General features: G+C 64.5%; 15 protein-coding genes. 7 read left to right on the top strand and 8 right to left on the bottom strand.

Annotated features, from left to right (window positions below; all coding sequences use genetic code 11):
- Positions 1–65 precede the first annotated feature (65 nt).
- Both FJ949_RS03700 and FJ949_RS03695 read right to left on the bottom strand, forming a co-directional pair.
- The gene (locus tag FJ949_RS03700; protein WP_140492964.1) at positions 66–461 is read right to left on the bottom strand and encodes a DUF4345 family protein; all 396 of its coding nucleotides are present in this window, start codon (positions 459–461) and stop codon (positions 66–68) included.
- Positions 462–556: 95 nt separating this feature from the next.
- Positions 557–1,252: an aspartate/glutamate racemase family protein gene (locus tag FJ949_RS03695; protein WP_140492961.1), complete on the bottom strand. Its 696-nt coding sequence runs from the start codon at positions 1,250–1,252 to the stop codon at positions 557–559.
- A gap of 62 nt (positions 1,253–1,314) precedes the next feature.
- Between FJ949_RS03695 and FJ949_RS03690 the strand changes: the two genes are divergently transcribed.
- Positions 1,315–1,521 (top strand): type II toxin-antitoxin system prevent-host-death family antitoxin, encoded by a 207-nt coding sequence (locus tag FJ949_RS03690; RefSeq protein WP_140492958.1) that lies wholly within the window; start codon positions 1,315–1,317, stop codon positions 1,519–1,521.
- A gap of 6 nt (positions 1,522–1,527) precedes the next feature.
- Here FJ949_RS03690 and FJ949_RS03685 read toward each other — a convergent pair whose 3' ends face one another.
- Positions 1,528–3,711: a primosomal protein N' gene (locus tag FJ949_RS03685; protein ID WP_140492955.1), complete on the bottom strand. Its 2,184-nt coding sequence runs from the start codon at positions 3,709–3,711 to the stop codon at positions 1,528–1,530.
- A 90-nt stretch (positions 3,712–3,801) separates the two neighbouring features.
- On the opposite strand from FJ949_RS03685, the gene fsa reads away from it, so the two are divergent.
- Positions 3,802–4,458, top strand: coding sequence for a fructose-6-phosphate aldolase (gene fsa / locus FJ949_RS03680; protein WP_140492952.1), 657 nt, complete (start codon positions 3,802–3,804; stop codon positions 4,456–4,458).
- A 73-nt stretch (positions 4,459–4,531) separates the two neighbouring features.
- Here fsa and FJ949_RS03675 read toward each other — a convergent pair whose 3' ends face one another.
- The 3 genes from FJ949_RS03675 to leuS all read right to left on the bottom strand — a co-directional run bounded on the left by FJ949_RS03675 (position 4,532) and on the right by leuS (position 10,546).
- Positions 4,532–7,093: a DNA translocase FtsK gene (locus FJ949_RS03675; RefSeq protein ID WP_140492949.1), complete on the bottom strand. Its 2,562-nt coding sequence runs from the start codon at positions 7,091–7,093 to the stop codon at positions 4,532–4,534.
- Positions 7,094–7,356: 263 nt separating this feature from the next.
- Positions 7,357–7,935, bottom strand: coding sequence for an LPS assembly lipoprotein LptE (lptE, locus tag FJ949_RS03670; RefSeq protein WP_140492946.1), 579 nt, complete (start codon positions 7,933–7,935; stop codon positions 7,357–7,359).
- Positions 7,922–10,546, bottom strand: a complete 2,625-nt coding sequence (gene leuS / locus FJ949_RS03665; RefSeq protein ID WP_140492943.1) for a leucine--tRNA ligase — start codon at positions 10,544–10,546, stop codon at positions 7,922–7,924. Before leuS ends, lptE begins: the two co-directional genes overlap by 14 nt.
- 153 nt (positions 10,547–10,699) lie before the next feature.
- On the opposite strand from leuS, the gene FJ949_RS03660 reads away from it, so the two are divergent.
- The 3 genes from FJ949_RS03660 to FJ949_RS03650 all read left to right on the top strand — a co-directional run bounded on the left by FJ949_RS03660 (position 10,700) and on the right by FJ949_RS03650 (position 12,884).
- A complete protein-coding gene (locus FJ949_RS03660) occupies positions 10,700–11,362 on the top strand; it encodes a YggS family pyridoxal phosphate-dependent enzyme (protein WP_140492940.1) in 663 nt (220 codons plus the stop codon).
- A gap of 100 nt (positions 11,363–11,462) precedes the next feature.
- On the top strand, positions 11,463–11,717 hold the full coding sequence (locus FJ949_RS03655) for a type II toxin-antitoxin system Phd/YefM family antitoxin (protein WP_140492937.1): 255 nt from the start codon (positions 11,463–11,465) through the stop codon (positions 11,715–11,717).
- 117 nt (positions 11,718–11,834) lie between these two features.
- Positions 11,835–12,884: an aldo/keto reductase gene (locus tag FJ949_RS03650; protein ID WP_140492934.1), complete on the top strand. Its 1,050-nt coding sequence runs from the start codon at positions 11,835–11,837 to the stop codon at positions 12,882–12,884.
- Positions 12,885–13,038: 154 nt separating this feature from the next.
- On the opposite strand, the gene FJ949_RS03645 is transcribed toward FJ949_RS03650, so the two are convergent.
- Positions 13,039–13,944, bottom strand: coding sequence for a LysR family transcriptional regulator (locus FJ949_RS03645; RefSeq protein ID WP_140492931.1), 906 nt, complete (start codon positions 13,942–13,944; stop codon positions 13,039–13,041).
- A gap of 124 nt (positions 13,945–14,068) precedes the next feature.
- Here FJ949_RS03645 and FJ949_RS03640 point away from each other — a divergent pair, with 124 nt between their 5' ends.
- Both FJ949_RS03640 and FJ949_RS03635 read left to right on the top strand, forming a co-directional pair.
- Positions 14,069–15,250: an MFS transporter gene (locus FJ949_RS03640; protein ID WP_140492927.1), complete on the top strand. Its 1,182-nt coding sequence runs from the start codon at positions 14,069–14,071 to the stop codon at positions 15,248–15,250.
- 58 nt (positions 15,251–15,308) lie between these two features.
- Complete coding sequence (locus FJ949_RS03635; protein WP_140492924.1) at positions 15,309–16,343, top strand: aldo/keto reductase; 1,035 nt, start codon at positions 15,309–15,311, stop codon at positions 16,341–16,343.
- Positions 16,344–16,575: 232 nt separating this feature from the next.
- Here the strand turns inward: FJ949_RS03635 and FJ949_RS03625 are convergent, their stop codons facing one another.
- Positions 16,576–16,848, bottom strand: coding sequence for an usg protein (locus tag FJ949_RS03625; RefSeq protein ID WP_140492921.1), 273 nt, complete (start codon positions 16,846–16,848; stop codon positions 16,576–16,578).
- Between the last annotated feature and the right edge of the window lie 164 nt (positions 16,849–17,012).

The raw sequence follows: 17,012 nt of genomic DNA, 5'->3' as shown, positions 1-17,012 counted from the left end.
GTTCCGCATGGTTTTCAGGCACTATTGTCGCATCCGGGGACGAAGTCCCTGGATTGTCTGCGGATTCAGGGCAGGAAGCCGAAGGCAAAGGCAAGCGGCAACGCCGCCAGCGCCAGTTCCACGACGATGGAAGCCCAGTTGAAGGGCGTGTTGGCGCCATCCGACATCATCGACAGCAACCGGCCGAAGGCGGTGAACAGCCAGGAGAAGCCGAGCGCCATGTAGATCAGCGGCTGCGCCAGCAGGATGCAGCACAGGCCCACGCCGAGATAGAAGCCCGACATGCGGCCGCGGCCTTCGGCGATCGCCGCCGCCTTCTCCGGCTTGACCTGCAAGCGCAGGATGCGGAAGGCAAGCCCCGGCGCCAGGAAAAGCACCAGGCCGAGCAGCACGGTGATGACGGCGCTCGACCAAGCCAGCCATTCGCCCTGGCTCACCGGCCACGGAAACGCAAAATCCATAATGTCCCCTCGTAAATGCCGCTCTGAAATCGCGGGCATTCTAGCGGAGGAAAAGCCGCGCGCCAGATGGCGGCCGGCACTTTAGGCCAAACGCATCAGGAGAGCGCGAAGGCGACCGCCGCTTCAGCATGGATGCGCGTCGTGTCGAAGACCGGAATGTCGAAATCCTGCTGGCCGATCAACATCGTGATTTCGGTGCAGCCCATGATCACGCTGTCGACATTTTCATCGCGCCGCAGGCGGTTGATCTCGGCGATATAGGCGGTTTTCGATGGCTCGGTGACGATGCCCTGGCAGAGCTCGTCATAGATGATGCGATGGACCATGTCGCGTCCTGCCTGGTCCGGCACGATCGGCTGCAATCCATATGTGTCGGCAAGTCGGCGCTTGTAGAAATCCTGCTCCATGGTGAACCGCGTTGCGAGCAGCGCCGGGCGCCGCATGCCGGCCGCTTTGACCGCGGCTGCGGTGGCGTCGGCGATGTGGGTCAGCGGGATCGACACCGAGGCCTGCACCTGGTCGGCGAGCTTGTGCATGGTGTTGGTGCACAAAAGCAGGCCTTCCGCGCCGGCTGACTCGAGCTTGCGCGCGGCATCGACCAGAAGCGCGCCGGCGCCGTCCCAATCACCATTGTGCTGGCGCTCGGCGATCTCGGCGAAGTCGAAGGACCACAGCAGCAATTTCGCCGAATGCAGCCCGCCGAGACGCTGCCTCACGAGATCGTTGAGCAGGCGATAATAGATCGCCGTCGATTCCCAGCTCATGCCGCCCAGAAGGCCAAGGGTTTTCAAAACGGTTTCCTTTCCTTGCAGCGACTTATGATACAGTCCAAGGCGATGTTGAGGGCTACTCGATGAAAACAAAATCCAGCAGCAAAGCACGCAGCGAACTGTGCGCCGTGGTCGCTGAAGCCAGCAAAGGCAGCCCGACAACAATCACCAAGCGGGGACGCCCCGTGGCCATAGTGATATCGATCGAGGACGCCCGTCGACTCTATCCTGAAGAGTTTAGGCAACGTCCCGAACTGAAGGACACGACCAGCAATCCGCGCGAACGCTGAGCGACCTTACAAAAAGCTCTGCGGATCGATGTCGACCTGCACCCGGACCGAGCCGCGCTGCTTCGGCCCGTTGGCGAGCATGGTCCGGATAAACCTTTGCATGTCGGCGCGGCGCTCGCCCTGGATCAGCAGGCGGAAACGGTGACGGCCGCCGAGCAGCGACAGCGGCGCTTCGGCCGGCCCGAGCACGAACAGGTCGGATGCCTCGGGCGCGGCACGGCGCAGGCCGCGTGCATGGCCCTCGGCTTCCGCCCGCGTCACCGCGCTGACGATGACGCCGGCCAGCCGGCCGAAGGGTGGCAGAGCCGCCCGCTCGCGCTCGGAAATCTCGCGCTCGTAGAACGCGTCGGCATCGCCGGAGACGATCGCCCGCATCACCGGATGGTCGGGCTGGAAGGTCTGCAACAGGCCGAGGCTCTTCTTGCCGGTGCGCCCGGCGCGGCCGGTCACCTGGCTAAGCAGCTGGAAGGTGCGCTCGGCGGCGCGCGGATCGCCATTGGCAAGGCCGAGATCGGCATCGACGACACCAACCAAGGTCATGTTCGGGAAATTGTGACCCTTGGCGACGAGTTGCGTGCCGATGACGATATCGGCCTCGCCATTGGCGATGGCTTCTAGCTCCAGCCGCAGCCGCCGCACGCCGCCCATCAGATCCGACGACAAAACGATGGTGCGCGCATCCGGGAAATGTGTGACGACTTCCTCGGCGATGCGCTCGACGCCCGGCCCGCAGGCGACCAGATGATCGAGCGTGCCGCATTCCGGACAGGCTTCCGGACGGCGCTCATTGTGCCCGCAATGGTGGCAGACCAGTTGGCCGCGAAAGCGGTGCTCGACGAGCCAGGCCGAGCAGACCGGACAGCCGAAGCGGTGGCCGCAGACGCGGCACAGCGTCAGCGGCGCATAACCGCGCCGGTTGAGGAACAAAAGCGATTGTTCCTGCCTCTCAAGCGTCCGGCGCATGTGGTCGATCAGCACCGGCGACAGGAAGCCGCCGCGTGCCGGCGGCGCGCGCCGCATGTCGATCGCTTTCAGGTCGGGAAGTGCCGCCTCGGCGAAGCGGGCGGACAGCACCGCCCTGGCGTAGCGGCCCTGGCTGGCATTGACGCGGCTCTCGACCGATGGCGTTGCCGATGCCAGCACCACGGGGAAGCCGCCTATATGGCCGCGAACGACAGCCATGTCGCGGGCATTGTAGAAGACGCGGTCTTCCTGCTTGTAGGCGGGGTCGTGCTCCTCGTCGACGACGATCAGGCCAAGCTCCTTGAACGGCAGGAACAGCGCCGAGCGTGCGCCGGCCACGACCCGCACGCCGCCTTCCGCCACCTGCCGCCAGACGCGTTCGCGCATCCTCGGCGGCAGGTCGGAGTGCCATTCGGCGGGCTTGGCGCCAAAACGCTGCTGGAACCTTTCGAGGAAAGCATGGGTCAATGCGATTTCGGGCAGCAGGATCAGCACCTGCTTGCCCCGGTCCAGTGCCGCCGCCACCGCCTCGAAATAAACCTCCGTCTTGCCCGAACCGGTGACGCCGTCGAGCAGTGCGACGTTGAAGCCGCCGCCCGCGACATTGGCGCGCAGCAGCCTTGCGGCTTCGTTCTGGTCGGGCATCAATTCCGGCGCGGCGTAGGCTGGATCAGGCTCCGCCACCACGGGCCGCGGCGGGATCATCACCGTTTCGAACACGCCTTGCGCCTTCAGCCCCTCGATTACCGTCGACGACACGCCGGCCGCATGGGCAAGGCCGGATCGCGTCCAGGCCAGTCCGCCCTCGGCCGTCTCCAGCACGCGGGCCCGCGCATCCGTCATCCGGTCCGGAACGGCCGCGGTTCGCTGCAATCCCTCGATCCACGGTTCCGGATCGAAGGCCTCCGGCGCCCTCAGCAGCATGCGCGCCACCATGCCCGGCGCCGACAGCGTATACTGCGCCACCCAGTCGACGAAACGGCGCATCGCCCGATCGATCGGCGGGCAATCGAAGACCTGTTCGATCGGGCGCAGCTTTTTCGCGTCTACCGTCTCGACCGCGCCGTCCCAGACGATGCCGGCGACCTGGCGAGGCCCGAGCGGCACGCGCACGATCGAGCCCGGCACCACCCGCATGCCGGCGGGCACGGCATAGGTGTAGGGGCGTTCGGCCGGCATCGGCACCAGCACCGGTGCGGCTGCGACAAAGGGCGAATCTTCGATCATGAGGCGTGACCTTGCCCCGACTTTGCTCTAGATCAAAGGGCAACGCTGAACGTGCCTTCCCAAGCACGACGAAATCGTCAGGAGACCGCCATGAAATTTTTTGCCGACACAGCCGACATCAAGGAAATCCGCGAACTGATCGATCTGGGGCTGCTCGATGGCGTCACCACCAATCCTTCTCTGATTCTCAAATCGGGCGGCAAGATCTCCGAGGTTACCAAGCAGATCTGCGACATCGTCGAAGGCCCGGTCTCCGCGGAGGTCGTGGCGACCGAATACAAGCAGATGATGGCGGAGGCCGAGGTGCTGGCCAAGATCGCGCCGAATGTCGCCATCAAGGTGCCGTTGACGCTGGACGGACTGAAGGCCTGCAAGACGATCCGCACCGAGATGAACCGCATGGTCAATGTCACGCTGTGCTTCTCGGCCAACCAGGCGCTGCTCGCCGCCAAGGCAGGCGCCTCCTTCATCTCGCCCTTCGTCGGCCGCATCGACGATACCGGCTCCGACGGCATGGAAGTGATCCAGGAGATCCGTCAGATCTACGACAATTACGATTTCCAGACCGAGATCCTGACCGCTTCCGTGCGCACCGTGAACCACGTCAAGCAGGCGGCGCTCATCGGCGCCGATATCGTCACCGCGCCGCCCGCGACACTGAAGGCGCTGGTCAACCACCCGCTGACCGACAAGGGTCTTGCCGCCTTCCTCGCCGACTGGGCCAAGACCGGCCAGAAAATCGGCTGAGCGAGCTTTTATCCGACACGAAAAAAGGCCGGGCAACCGGCCTTTTTTCGTGCGCTGCGGATCAAGAGGCCGGTCAGTCCGTGCCGTCATCCTCAGCTGCGGTTACCGGCGGGCGCCGGCCCATGATGATCTCGCGCTTGCCGACATGGTTTGGTGCACCGACCAGACCCTCCTTCTCCATGCGCTCGACCAGGGACGCGGCGCGGTTATAGCCGATGCCGAGGCGGCGCTGAATGTAGGACGTCGAGCACTTCTTGTCGCGCAACACCACCTTGACCGCCTCGTCATAGCTGGTATCGCCGTCCTCCGCCGCAACGGCGCCCTTGTCGAAGACCGCGCCCTCATCGCCTTCGTCTTCTTCTTCATCCGCGTCGGCCGTCACGGTTTCCAGGTATTCGGGGCGACCCTGCGCCTTCAGATGCGCCACGACATGCTCGACCTCCACGTCGGAGACGAAGGGGCCGTGCACGCGGGCGATGCGCCCGCCGCCCATCATATGCAGCATGTCGCCCTGACCCAGCAGCTGCTCGGCGCCCTGCTCGCCAAGGATGGTGCGGCTGTCGATCTTGGAAGTGACCTGGAAGGAAATCCGGGTCGGGAAATTGGCCTTGATCGTGCCCGTGATGACATCGACCGAGGGGCGCTGCGTCGCCATGATCAGGTGGATGCCGGCCGCGCGCGCCATCTGCGCCAGGCGCTGGATGGCGCCTTCGATCTCCTTGCCGGCGACCATCATCAGGTCGGCCATCTCGTCGACGATGACGACGATGTAAGGCATTGGCGCGAGGTCGATTTCCTGCTGCTCGAAGAGCGGCTCGCCGGTGCCTTTTTCGAAGCCCGCCTGCACGGTCATGACGACCGTCTCGCCGTTTTCGCGGGCAGCGGCGGCGCGCTGATTGTAGCCGTCGATATTGCGCACGCCGAGCCGCGCCATCTTGCGATAGCGGTCCTCCATCTCGCGCACCGCCCATTTGAGCGCGGTAACGGCCTTTTTTGGATCGGTGACGACCGGGGTCAGAAGATGCGGGATGCCGTCATAGACGGAGAGTTCGAGCATCTTGGGATCGACCATGATCAGCCGGCATTCCTCCGGCTTCAGCCGGTAGAGCAGCGACAGGATCATCGTGTTGATGGCAACCGACTTGCCGGAACCGGTGGTGCCGGCAACGAGCAAGTGGGGCATCTTTGCCAGTTCGGCGATGACAGGCTCACCGCCGATCGTCTTGCCGAGGCAGAGCGCCAGCTTGCAGCCGGTCTTGCGGAAGCCCTCCGATTCGATCAGCTCGCGGAAATAGACGGTTTCGCGCGCCTCGTTCGGAAGCTCGATGCCGATGACGTTGCGGCCCGGCACGACGGCGACGCGCGCCGAGATCGCCGACATGGAGCGGGCGATGTCGTCGGCGAGACCGATGACGCGGGAGGATTTGACGCCCGGCGCCGGCTCGAATTCATAGAGAGTGACGACCGGACCGGGGCGAACATGGATGATCTCGCCGCGCACGCCGAAATCCTCGAGCACGCTTTCCAGAAGATCGGCATTCTGCTCGAGCCGCTCCTGCGACATGTAGAAGCCTTGTCCCTCCGGCGGCTGCTGCAACAATTCTTCTGAGGGGAGTTCGTACGTCTCGCCCGTCGCGGTCGGCACGATCCTGCCGACCAGTGGCGCTCGCGACGATGCGCGCGCAGCCGGAGCCGGTACGGCTTGCTCCAGACTTTGCGTGACCAGTGCCGGAACGGCATTGCTTGCGACGGCGGGAATTGCGGCCGGAGCCCGGGCTTGCTGCGGCACGCGGTTCGCCGCCGGCTGAACCGCGGCCTGGTTGGAGTTGGCCGGACGGACATCCGGCACGGCGGACGGAGCTGGCGACCCGGGAAGGCATTCGATGACACGGAACAACGCGGTCGGATCGGCCGTTGGCGCGGGGCGGTTGTCGATCCGCTCGGTGACCACAGGCGCGGTCGTGCGTGCAACCGAAACGGCCCGAGGCGCGGGTGACGGGCCTTCGACCAAATAGGGCGCCATGATCTCGAAAAAGACGTGATCCGACAGATAGGGCCAGCGCACATTTTCGCGGCTCGGCGTCTTGACCGGGGCTGTCGCTGCTTGGGCGGACGCTGCCGGTGCGGATGCCCGCGCCGCCGCAGTCATCCTGTGGCCCGCAGGCGTAGCGGCGGCCCGCGCCTTTTCGCCGGCATGCCCTGACGGAACCGGCGCCGGGGCCGGTTGCACCACGGCTCTGTTGCCGACGGGCGGCCTGGCGGCGCCCGAAGAAAGGTTTCGGCTTGGTATTGGCGCCGATGAAGACGTCCCAGCCGCGGTGGATTGGCCAGGTGCCTGCGGTGCTGGTGATTCGCTTTGCTCGACGGCAATCGCCTGGTCCCGCGGACGGCGCGTGCTGGCTTCATAGTCCGGCGTGCGCGTAAACCGCACATTGGGCGCCAGGAAGAAATAGTCTTGCCAGGCAGGGCTTTCGTTGCCGCCGAGATCGACAGGGGATGGGGAAGGGCCGGCTCCTGCTGCTCTTGCCCGCTGGCTGTCCGCCTTGTTGTCCACACCCGTGAAACGCTTCACCCCGGGGTCATCGGGCGACGCTGCCTTCAATGAACTGACCCGAGGAAAACGCTTGGATTCCATGCTCAAGACTCACGCTGAAATGTCTGCTGAGCAATAGAGAGCGAGTGGTTAACAGTTGCTTCCCGTCGGCCCCCCAAGAGCGGCGAAGCGTGACTTTCACAGCGGTGTCGGACGATCGGATCCGTGCGGCCGATCGTCATCCCACGATCGTCAACACACCCGCGCGCTTCGGCTAAAGGCGAACGGAGAACCGGCTCCGGAGCCGTGGCAAAGGCGGCCTTCAGGCACCAGATTGTTATGCCACCGTGAAACGGAGAGCGGCGCTAACCAGTCGTCTTGCCGTGCCGTGCCAGATCCTGGGCGATGGACAGTTGCAGCGCGTTGGCAAGCTCGCGCGCGGCGCGGTTCTCGGCATCGATCTGTGCCCGGTACGCGGCGAATTCCTGGCGCGGCCTGTCGAAGGACGAAGTGATCGCCCGCCTGCCGGTCGCGATCACCGCGCCGGTTTTGGCATCGGTCAGCGTGTAGCCGGCGGTCAGCGTCACCGAACCCGCGGTCGGCTCGTCCTGGTCGGTTCCGACCTGCACGAGCGCCGAGGATTCAACGGCTTCGGTCACGCCGAGATCGAGCGAGTAGGCCGGCGAGGCCGGTTCGCCGGCGCCGCGCCCAAATCCGAAGATCAGGTTGTTGCGCACCTGCTGGCCGTAACGCGTCCTGACGGGTTTGATAGCGATCGATGCCAGTTCGGCATTGGCGCTTGAGCCGGTCGACAGCGGCGCGCTCGAGTAGAGCGGCCGCACCTGGCACGCCGAAACCAGCGCAAGCGAGCCGACAAGGCCGGCAAGCGCGGCACGGCGCAGCAAACGGCTCAGCTCTGTCTTCTCCCGATCAGGCAACGACATTGACGATCCTCTGCGGCACGATGATCACCTTGCGCGGAGCCTTGCCTTCGAGCGCCTTCTGCACGAAGTCGAGAGCGAGCACGGCTTTTTCGACCGCACCTTGGTCCGCGTCGCGGGCAATTGTCAAATCCCCGCGCTTCTTGCCGTTGACCTGAACCGGATAGGTGACCTCATTGTCGACGACCAGCGCCGGATCGAAGATCGGCCACGGCCGTTCGGCGACGAGATCGGCACCGCCGAGCGCCTCCCAGCATTCCTCGGCCAGATGCGGCATGATCGGCGCGATCAGGTGCACGAGCACCTCCACGGCCTCCCGGCAGGCGCCTTTGAGCGCGGCATCGGCCTTGCCTTCGGCCACGTCATTGAGCGGCGTGGTCAGCACGTTGGCGAGCTCATAGATGCGGGCGATGGCGCGGTTGAATGCGAGTTTCTCGATGTCTTCGCCGACCGCTTTCAGGATCTTGTGCGTGGCCTTGGAAACCGCCCCGGCTTCACCGCCACCGCCCGCTATGGGTGCGATGCCGGCCAGCGATTCGGCCGCGGTCGAGACCAGGCGCCAGATGCGCTGCATGAAGCGATGCGCGCCGGCGGCGCCATCGTCGGTCCATTCGACGTCGCGTTCGGGCGGCGAATCCGACAGCATGAACCAGCGCGCGGTGTCGGCGCCGTAGCCGTCGGTGATGTCTTCCGGGCTGACCGTGTTCTTCTTCGACTTCGACATCTTTTCCAGGGAGCCGATCTCCGCCGTCTCGCCCGTGGCGATCTCGACGGCGCGGCGCTTGCCGCCGACGTCCTCCAGCCGCACCTCGGTCGGCGCCAGCCAGCGGCCGTTCGATGCCGATCCCACGCGATAGGTCTCGTGCACCACCATGCCTTGCGTGAACAGGCCCTTGAACGGCTCGGCTAGGTCGAGATGGCCGGTCTCGCGCATGGCCCGGGTGAAGAAGCGCGAATAGAGCAGATGCAGGATCGCGTGCTCGATACCGCCAATATACTGGTCGACGGCCAGCCACTCGTTCGCCGCCTTCGGGTCGGTCGGCTCGTTCGCCCAGGGCGCGGTGAAGCGGGCGAAATACCAGGACGAATCGACGAACGTGTCCATCGTGTCGGTTTCGCGCCGCGCATCCTTGCCGCATTGCGGGCATTTGACATGCCGCCAGGTCGGGTGGCGGTCCAGCGGGTTGCCTGGGCGGTCGAACTCGACATCGTCGGGCAGCTTCACCGGCAGGTCTGCCTTCGGCACCGGCACCACGCCGCAATCCTCGCAATGGATCATCGGGATCGGACAGCCCCAGTAGCGCTGGCGCGAAATGCCCCAGTCGCGCAGGCGGAAGTTGACCTTGCGCTCGGCCATCGGCCGGTTGCCGATCGTCTTCTGCTCCAGCAGCTTCGCCACCTCGTCGAACGCCCGCTCTGGCTTCATGCCATCGAGGAAGCGCGAATTGATCATCACGCCGTCGTCGACATAGGCTTCGTCGATGACCTGGAAGGTCTTGGGATCAGCACCTTCCGGCATCACCACCGGGATCACCGGCAGGCCGTATTTGTTGGCGAAATCGAGGTCGCGCTGGTCGCCGGACGGGCAGCCGAAGATGGCGCCGGTGCCGTAGTCCATCAGCACGAAATTGGCGACGTAGACCGGCAGCGTCCAGTTCTCGTCGAACGGATGCACGACGCGGATGCCGGTGTCGAAGCCTTTCTTCTCGGCCGTCTCCAGCGCCGCCACCGAAGTGCCCATATGGCGGACTTCGTCAATAAAGCTCGCCAGCGCCGGATTGGTCTCGGCGGCCTTCCTGGCCAGCGGATGGTCGGCGGCGACCGCCATGAAGGAGGCGCCGAAGATGGTGTCGGGCCTCGTCGTATAGACTTCCAGCTCCTGCTCGCCGGCGACGGGAGCCGCCAGCGGCCAGCGGACCAGCAGGCCTTCCGAACGGCCGATCCAATTGTGCTGCATCAGCTTGACCTTCTCGGGCCATTCGTCGAGGCGATCGAGCGAATCCAGGAGATCCTGCGCAAAGTCGGTTATCCTGAAGAACCATTGCGTCAGCTCGCGTTGTTCGACCAGCGCGCCCGAGCGCCAGCCGCGCCCGTCGATGACCTGCTCGTTGGCGAGCACCGTCATGTCCTCCGGATCCCAATTGACCTTCGAGGATTTGCGCGTCACCAGGCCCTTCTCGACAAAGTCGAGGAACAGCATCTGCTGGCGGTGGTAGTAGTCGACATCGCAAGTCGCGAATTCGCGCGCCCAGTCCAGCGACAGGCCCATGACCTTGAGCTGTTCGCGCATGGTGGCGATGTTCTGGTAGGTCCATTCCTTGGGATGGACCTTGTTCTGCATCGCCGCGTTCTCGGCCGGCATGCCGAAGGCGTCCCAGCCCATCGGATGCAGCACGTTGAAACCCTTGGCCCGCTTGTAGCGCGCCACCACATCGCCCATCGTATAGTTGCGCGTATGCCCGATATGGATGCGTCCCGATGGATAGGGGAACATCTCCAGCACGTAGTATTTCGGGCGCGGATCATCGTTGTGCGCCTCGAACAGCTTCCTGTCGGCCCAGGCCTTCTGCCATTTGGGCTCTGACGCGCGCGGATTGTATCGTTCGGTTGCCATGGGACGTTTTTCACTTAAAAAGCATGCGGACTGCGGGCGACAGCTCGGCAGTCCATTGGATGTGGTCCGGGTGTTCACCATGGTTTGGCAAACCCGTCAACCATATGGGTATCGCGTCTGGAAAAAACGCGGTCAAAACAGCGGGATTTGGACATGGGCGACGCCGTTCAGCAGGTTTTAGCGGTCAAGGCGAAGATCGCCGCCGCCGAGCGCGAAGCCCGGCGCGACGCTGGCGCAGTGACGCTGGTCGCGGTTTCCAAGACCTTTGACGCCGCCGACATCAGGCCCGTCATCGAGGCAGGCCAGCGCGTCTTCGGCGAGAACCGGGTGCAGGAAGCGCAGGGCAAGTGGCCGGCGCTGAAAGAGGCTTTCCCCGATGTCGAACTGCATCTGATCGGACCGCTGCAATCGAACAAGGCCAGGGAAGCCGTGGCGCTGTTCGACGTCATCGAGACGGTCGATCGCGAGAAGATCGCCGCCGAACTCGCCAAGGAGATCGCCCGGCAAGGCCGGGCGCCAAAGCTCTACGTCCAGGTCAACACCGGCTCCGAGCCGCAGAAGGCCGGCATCGAGCCGCGCGACGCCGTGACCTTCGTCGCCCGCTGCCGCGATGTCCACGGCCTCGCCATCGAAGGCCTGATGTGCATTCCGCCGGCGGACGAGAACCCCGGCCCGCATTTCGCCCTGCTGGAAAAATTGGCGCGGGAGGCAGGCGTCGCCAAACTGTCGATGGGCATGTCCGGCGATTACGAGACGGCCATCGCCTTCGGCGCCACCGGTGTCAGGGTCGGTTCGGCGATCTTCGGCAGTCGATAAAACCGTCCGCCCTGGGTTGGCCCTGTCGTCTGTGAGTTCTAAGCCTGTGATACACAGACGGACTGAACACATCTTGCGAGTCAAGCGAGGAGTAGTCTTCTTGAGCTGGCAGCTGCGGGACGCACGAAACAACCTCTCGAAGCTGGTAAGACAGTCGCGCGAAAAAGGGCCGCAAACCATTACGGTGCGAGGGCAGCCATCTGCCGTGGTGCTAGCGGTTGAGGACTACGAACGGTGGGTTGGCGCAAAGCCCTCCCTTGCGCAATATCTTCTCTCCGTCCTCGTCTGGGATGACGAATTTGTCGAGGAGGTCAATCGCCGCCCGAACACAATGATCCGAGCGGTCCATCTCTGACAAGTTTCTGTCACCGGCAAGATGGTCCAGTTCTACCGGCTGATTACGCCAGCGCTGGAAACGAAACGTACCGTTCCTATTTGATCTGTGTCATCACAAATCTCTGGAGCTTTCGCCATGCATTACAACCAGCTTGGAAATACGGGGATGTTCGTCTCCGAACTCTGCCTCGGCACCATGACCTTCGGTGCAGCCGGCCAGAATGCCCAATGGGGCCTGATCGCCAGTCTCGACCAGAAAGGCGTCAACGAGATCGTCGGCCGCTCGCTCGCCGCCGGGGTCAATTTCTTCGACACGGCCGATGTCTATTCCTTCGGCGAATCCGAGCGCCTGCTCGGCCAGTCGCTCAGGGATCTCGGCGTTGACAGGTCGAGCGTGGTCGTCGCCACCAAGGTTCACGGCGCCATGGGCGAAGGCCCGAACCAGCGCGGCTCCTCGCGCGGCCACATCATGGACTCGGTCGATGCCAGCTTGGAACGGCTGCAGCTCGATCATATCGATCTCTATCAGTTGCACGGAACCGACGCGGTGACGCCGATCGATGAGACGCTCAGGGCACTGGACGATCTCGTCGCCAGCGGCAAGGTCCGCTATGTCGGCGTATCCAACTGGCAGGCCTGGCGCATCGCCAAGGCGCTTGGCATAGCCGACCGCAAGGGCTTTGCCCGCTTCGAGACCATCCAGTCCTATTACTCGATCGCCGGTCGTGATCTCGAGCGCGAGATCGTGCCGCTGATCAACGAGGAGAAGCTCGGTCTTATGGTCTGGTCGCCGATGGCCGGCGGACTGCTGTCCGGCAAATACGGCCCTGGTGCGCCCGGCAATGGCGAGGGCCGCCGCGCCTCCTTCAACTTCCCACCGGTCAACGAGGACCGCGCCTGGGCGGCGGTCGCGGTCATGCGCGAGATCGCCAAAAAGCATGACGTCAGCGTCGCTACCGTGGCACTAGGCTATGTCCTGGCCAAGCCCTTCGTGATGAGCGTGATCATCGGCGCCAGCCGCATGGATCAGCTCGAACAGAACCTTGCCGCCACGAACCTCAAACTTGATACCGATGATCTCGCCAGACTGGACGAGGTGAGCGCGCTGCCGGCCGAATATCCCGGCTGGATGCTGGAGCGGCAGGCGGCCGGCCGGCGGCCGGCGCCGTTCGTGCCGAAGGCCTGATCGCTTTTCGAGCTTGCTTCGAAGCCGCGTGCCTTAGGTACGCGGCTTCTCAGTTAGAGCAATTCCAAGAAAAGTGTGTGCGGTTTTCTGTCCAGAATTGCGTCAAAACAAAGAGTTAGAGCGGTTCGCCGTTTCCACGAAACGGTGAACTGCTCTAGAGGCGAACGGCCTCCGAGAGAAAATCGAGAAAAGCCCGCACCCGCGCAGGCAGATGCTTGCCCTGGCCGACATAGACGGCATGGGTGGCCTCCTCGTCGCCTGGGTTGAATTCCTCCAGCAACGGGACGAATGCCCCGGCGTCGATGTCCGGCTGGACATGCCAGCGCGCCAGCCTAGCGATTCCGCCTCCCGCCAGCGCGATCCGCCGCATCGCCTCGCCGTCGGTCAGCGTTGCGTTTCCGACAACCGGGACGATGACCGGCGCACCTGCCGCATCGACAAAAGGCCAGCCGTCTATATGCCGCGCAAAGCCGAAGGCCAGCATATTGTGACGCCCGAGATCGGCCAGCGTGCGCGGCGTCCCACGCGCTTCGACATAGGAGGGTGCCGCGACCAGCACCATCCGGCTCTGCCCCAGTTTGCGCGCTACCAGCCGTGACTCGCGCAAGGGCCCGGCGCGTATCGCCACATCGGCGCGCTCCTCCAGAAGGTCGATCACGCTGTCTGTCAGCACGGCGTCGACGGAAATCTCGGGATAACGCTCCAGAAACCGAGGCAGCAGCGACATCAGCCGGTGGTGGCCGAACGGCACGTAGCTGTTGACCCTCAACCGGCCGCGCGGCGCCGCCCCGGCGGCCGCCTCGCGCTCGGCCGCGTCCATGTCGGCGAGGATGCGCATGCCGCTGTCGTAGAAAGCAGTGCCTTCCGGCGTCAGTTGCAGCTTGCGCGTCGAGCGGGTGACCAGCCGCGCGCCGAGCCTAGCCTCCAGCCGCGCGATCAATTTGCTCACCGCGGACGGGGTCATGCGCAAGGCACGTGCCGCCGCCGAAAAGCTGCCCGCCTCGACGACGCGCACAAACACTTCGATCTCGCCGGAACGATTGATGTCGGATCTCGCCATCTGTGAATCTATTTCACAGAAAGTATGCCTGGAGCAAGTCTGGTTCACATCGCATGGCCACACGATCTTCCCGGTCGGGGCGCGGCCTGGACAGGGCGCCCGTCACCGCCGAAGTGGAAACATCATGCCTCTCGCTCTCTATGCTCTCGCCGCCGGCGCCTTCGGCATCGGCGTCACCGAATTCGTCATCATGGGCCTGCTCATCGACGTCAGCAAAGATCTCGGCGTCTCGATCTCGGCCGCCGGCCAACTGATTTCCGGCTATGCGCTGGGCGTCGTCATCGGAGCACCTCTGCTGACGATCGCCACCGGCAACTGGCCGCGCAAGACGATGCTTCTGGCGCTGATGGCGATCTTCACCATTGGCAATCTGGCCTGTGCGCTGGCGCCTGATTATTGGACGTTGATGGGCGCGCGCGTCATCACCGCCTTTGCCCATGGCACCTTCTTCGGCGTCGGCTCGGTGGTCGCCACCGGATTGGTCGCGCCTAACAAGAAGGCGTCGGCGATCGCGCTCATGTTCACCGGCCTGACCATCGCCAACATTCTCGGCGTTCCCTTCGGCACCTGGCTCGGCCAGGCTTTCGGCTGGCGCGCCACCTTCTGGGCGGTGACCGCGGTCGGTCTCGCGGCCTTTGCCGTCATCCTGGCACTGGTGCCGCGCAGCCAAGCAACTCCCGTGAAGAGCGACCTGCGCGCCGATCTCGCCGTGCTGCGCCGCACGCCCGTCCTGCTCGGCTTCGCCACCACCGTTCTCGGCTATGCCGGCGTCTTCGCCGTCTTCACCTACATCGCCCCGTTGCTGACCGAGATCAGCGGCTTCCAGGAAGCGGCCGTTTCGCCGATCCTGCTCGTCTTCGGCGGCGGCCTCATCGCCGGCAATATCGCCGGCGGCAAGATCGCCGACCGCTGGCTGGTGCCGGCGGTGCTCGGCAGTCTTGTGGTGCTCGCCCTGGTTCTGGCGACCATGAGCTTTGCTATCCACAGCCAGGTGTTGGCCGTGATCTATGTCGGCCTGCTGGGCGCCGCCGCCTTCGCCACCGTGGCGCCTTTGCAGATGTGGGTGCTGGAAAAGGCCCAAGGTGCTGGCCAGAGCCTCGCCTCGTCCTTCAACATCGCCGCCTTCAACCTCGGCAACGCGGCCGGCGCTTGGCTCGGCGGCGCGGTCATTGCCCAAGGTCTTGGCCTGGGTTCGCTCACCTGGGTCGCCGCGCTGCTGCCGGTCGCGGCACTCGCCGTGGCGGGACTGGCCCTGCGTCTCGACCGCGGCACCGCGCTCGGCGCGCCCGTCTGCGTTCGGTCGTGAAGCTCGCCGGCAAAGCCGGATCGATTCGACTTCTTTCAAAATCACAAGGAGTAAGAAAATGGACTATCGAAATCTTGGCGCATCGGGCCTGAAGGTGCCGGTGCTCTCGTTCGGAGCGGGAACCTTCGGCGGTTCCGGCCCGCTGTTCGGCGCATGGGGCAACAGCGACGCCAGGGAAGCGCGGCGGCTGGTCGACATTTGCCTCGAGGCCGGCGTCAATCTGTTCGACACCGCCGATGTCTATTCGAACGGCGCCTCGGAAGAGGTGCTCGGCGAGGCGATCAAGGGCCGGCGCGATGCCGTGCTGATCTCGACCAAGACCTCGCTGCCGATGGGCGACGGGCCGGCCGACTATGGTTCCTCGCGTTCGCGGCTGATCAAGGCCGTCGACGCCGCGCTGAAGCGGCTCGGCACCGATTACATCGACCTGTTGCAACTGCACGCCTTCGATGCCGGCACGCCGATCGAGGAAGTGCTATCGACGCTGGACGGCCTCGTGCGCGCCGGCAAATTGCGCTATGTCGGGGTCTCCAATTTCTCCGGCTGGCAGGTGATGAAATCGCTCGGGCTGGCCGACAGGCACGGCTATCCGCGCTATGTCGCGCATCAGGTCTACTATTCGCTGGTCGGCCGCGACTATGAATGGGAGCTGATGCCGCTCGGCCTCGACCAGGGCGTCGGCGCGCTGGTCTGGAGCCCGCTCGGCTGGGGCCGCCTGACCGGCAAGATCCGTCGCGGCCAGCCATTGCCCGACAAAAGCCGGCTGCACGACACCGCGAGCTTCGGACCGCCGGTCGAGGACGAGCATCTCTACCGGGTCATGGAGGCCCTCGATGCGGTGGCGCAGGAGACAGGCAGGACCGTGCCGCAGATCGCCATCAACTGGCTGTTGCAGCGCCCGACCGTGTCGTCCGTCATCATCGGCGCCCGCAACGAGGAGCAGTTGCGCCAGAACCTCGGCGCCGTCGGCTGGACGTTGACGCCGGAGCAGATCGGGAAGCTCGATGCGGCAAGCGAGGTCACCGCGCCCTACCCTTATTTTCCCTACCGCCGCCAGGAGGCCTTCGCCCGGCTGAGCCCGCCGGCGGTTTGAGCGTGTCCGACCGCTAGAGCCGAAGGTTAGCGGGGCAGCGCCCGCCTCTGTCCTGCCGGACATCTCCCCCACGGGGGGAGATTGGATGTCACCTCGGCTTTCGCCAATTTCCAACGTGAAGGGATGGCGCTGTTAGCAAAGCTGCCGATCTCCCCCCTCGTGGGGGAGATGTCCGGCAGGACAGAGGGGGGCGCCGTAGAGTGCCGACCTTACGGCCTCGAAGCAGCGGCCCCTAATGCAGCACGAATTCGCCGTCGACCTTGCGCCACTCGTTGGGCGCGATGAGCTTCTGGTGCGTGTAGCTGACCGAATGCAGCGGCCCCTCGAGCTTGGTCTTCCAGAACTCGATGAAGCGGATCAGCACCGGAAACTTCGGCGCGATGTCGTAGTCCTGCCATATGAAGCTCTGCAACAGATGCGGATGGTCTGGGAAATGATAAAGGATATTGGCCGTAGTCAGGCCATAGCCCCGCAGCATCAGGTCCATTTCAAGCTGGTCGCGCATTTTTGCTCCCCGGGTTGATTCTCCTTCCTCCCAACAATGGATTGTGCGCGCAGTTGCTTAACCGTCTATTGATTTTTTCTTGATCGAAACCGGCTTTAGCACGCGAAAACATGAAGTTAGCAGCGGTCCGGTGCAAGTGCTGACAGCAGCCGCGGACCCATGTG

This window comes from Mesorhizobium sp. B2-4-1 (genome assembly GCF_006442185.1).
Classification (GTDB): domain Bacteria; phylum Pseudomonadota; class Alphaproteobacteria; order Rhizobiales; family Rhizobiaceae; genus Mesorhizobium.
The sequence above is the reverse complement of the archived record's forward strand: the minus strand, read 5'-3'. Positions and strand labels throughout refer to the sequence as shown.

Excerpts from the sequence above, each read along its gene's own strand:
- FJ949_RS03700 (WP_140492964.1), bottom strand. The coding sequence starts at position 461 with ATGGATTTTGCGTTTCCGTGGCCGGTGAGCCAGGGCGAATGGCTGGCT.
- FJ949_RS03690 (WP_140492958.1), top strand. The coding sequence starts at position 1,315 with ATGAAAACAAAATCCAGCAGCAAAGCACGCAGCGAACTGTGCGCCGTG.
- FJ949_RS03685 (WP_140492955.1), bottom strand. The coding sequence starts at position 3,711 with ATGATCGAAGATTCGCCCTTTGTCGCAGCCGCACCGGTGCTGGTGCCG.
- fsa (WP_140492952.1), top strand. The coding sequence starts at position 3,802 with ATGAAATTTTTTGCCGACACAGCCGACATCAAGGAAATCCGCGAACTG.
- FJ949_RS03675 (WP_140492949.1), bottom strand. The coding sequence starts at position 7,093 with ATGGAATCCAAGCGTTTTCCTCGGGTCAGTTCATTGAAGGCAGCGTCG.
- lptE (WP_140492946.1), bottom strand. The coding sequence starts at position 7,935 with ATGTCGTTGCCTGATCGGGAGAAGACAGAGCTGAGCCGTTTGCTGCGC.
- leuS (WP_140492943.1), bottom strand. The coding sequence starts at position 10,546 with ATGGCAACCGAACGATACAATCCGCGCGCGTCAGAGCCCAAATGGCAG.
- FJ949_RS03660 (WP_140492940.1), top strand. The coding sequence starts at position 10,700 with ATGGGCGACGCCGTTCAGCAGGTTTTAGCGGTCAAGGCGAAGATCGCC.
- FJ949_RS03650 (WP_140492934.1), top strand. The coding sequence starts at position 11,835 with ATGCATTACAACCAGCTTGGAAATACGGGGATGTTCGTCTCCGAACTC.
- FJ949_RS03645 (WP_140492931.1), bottom strand. The coding sequence starts at position 13,944 with ATGGCGAGATCCGACATCAATCGTTCCGGCGAGATCGAAGTGTTTGTG.
- FJ949_RS03640 (WP_140492927.1), top strand. The coding sequence starts at position 14,069 with ATGCCTCTCGCTCTCTATGCTCTCGCCGCCGGCGCCTTCGGCATCGGC.
- FJ949_RS03635 (WP_140492924.1), top strand. The coding sequence starts at position 15,309 with ATGGACTATCGAAATCTTGGCGCATCGGGCCTGAAGGTGCCGGTGCTC.
- FJ949_RS03625 (WP_140492921.1), bottom strand. The coding sequence starts at position 16,848 with ATGCGCGACCAGCTTGAAATGGACCTGATGCTGCGGGGCTATGGCCTG.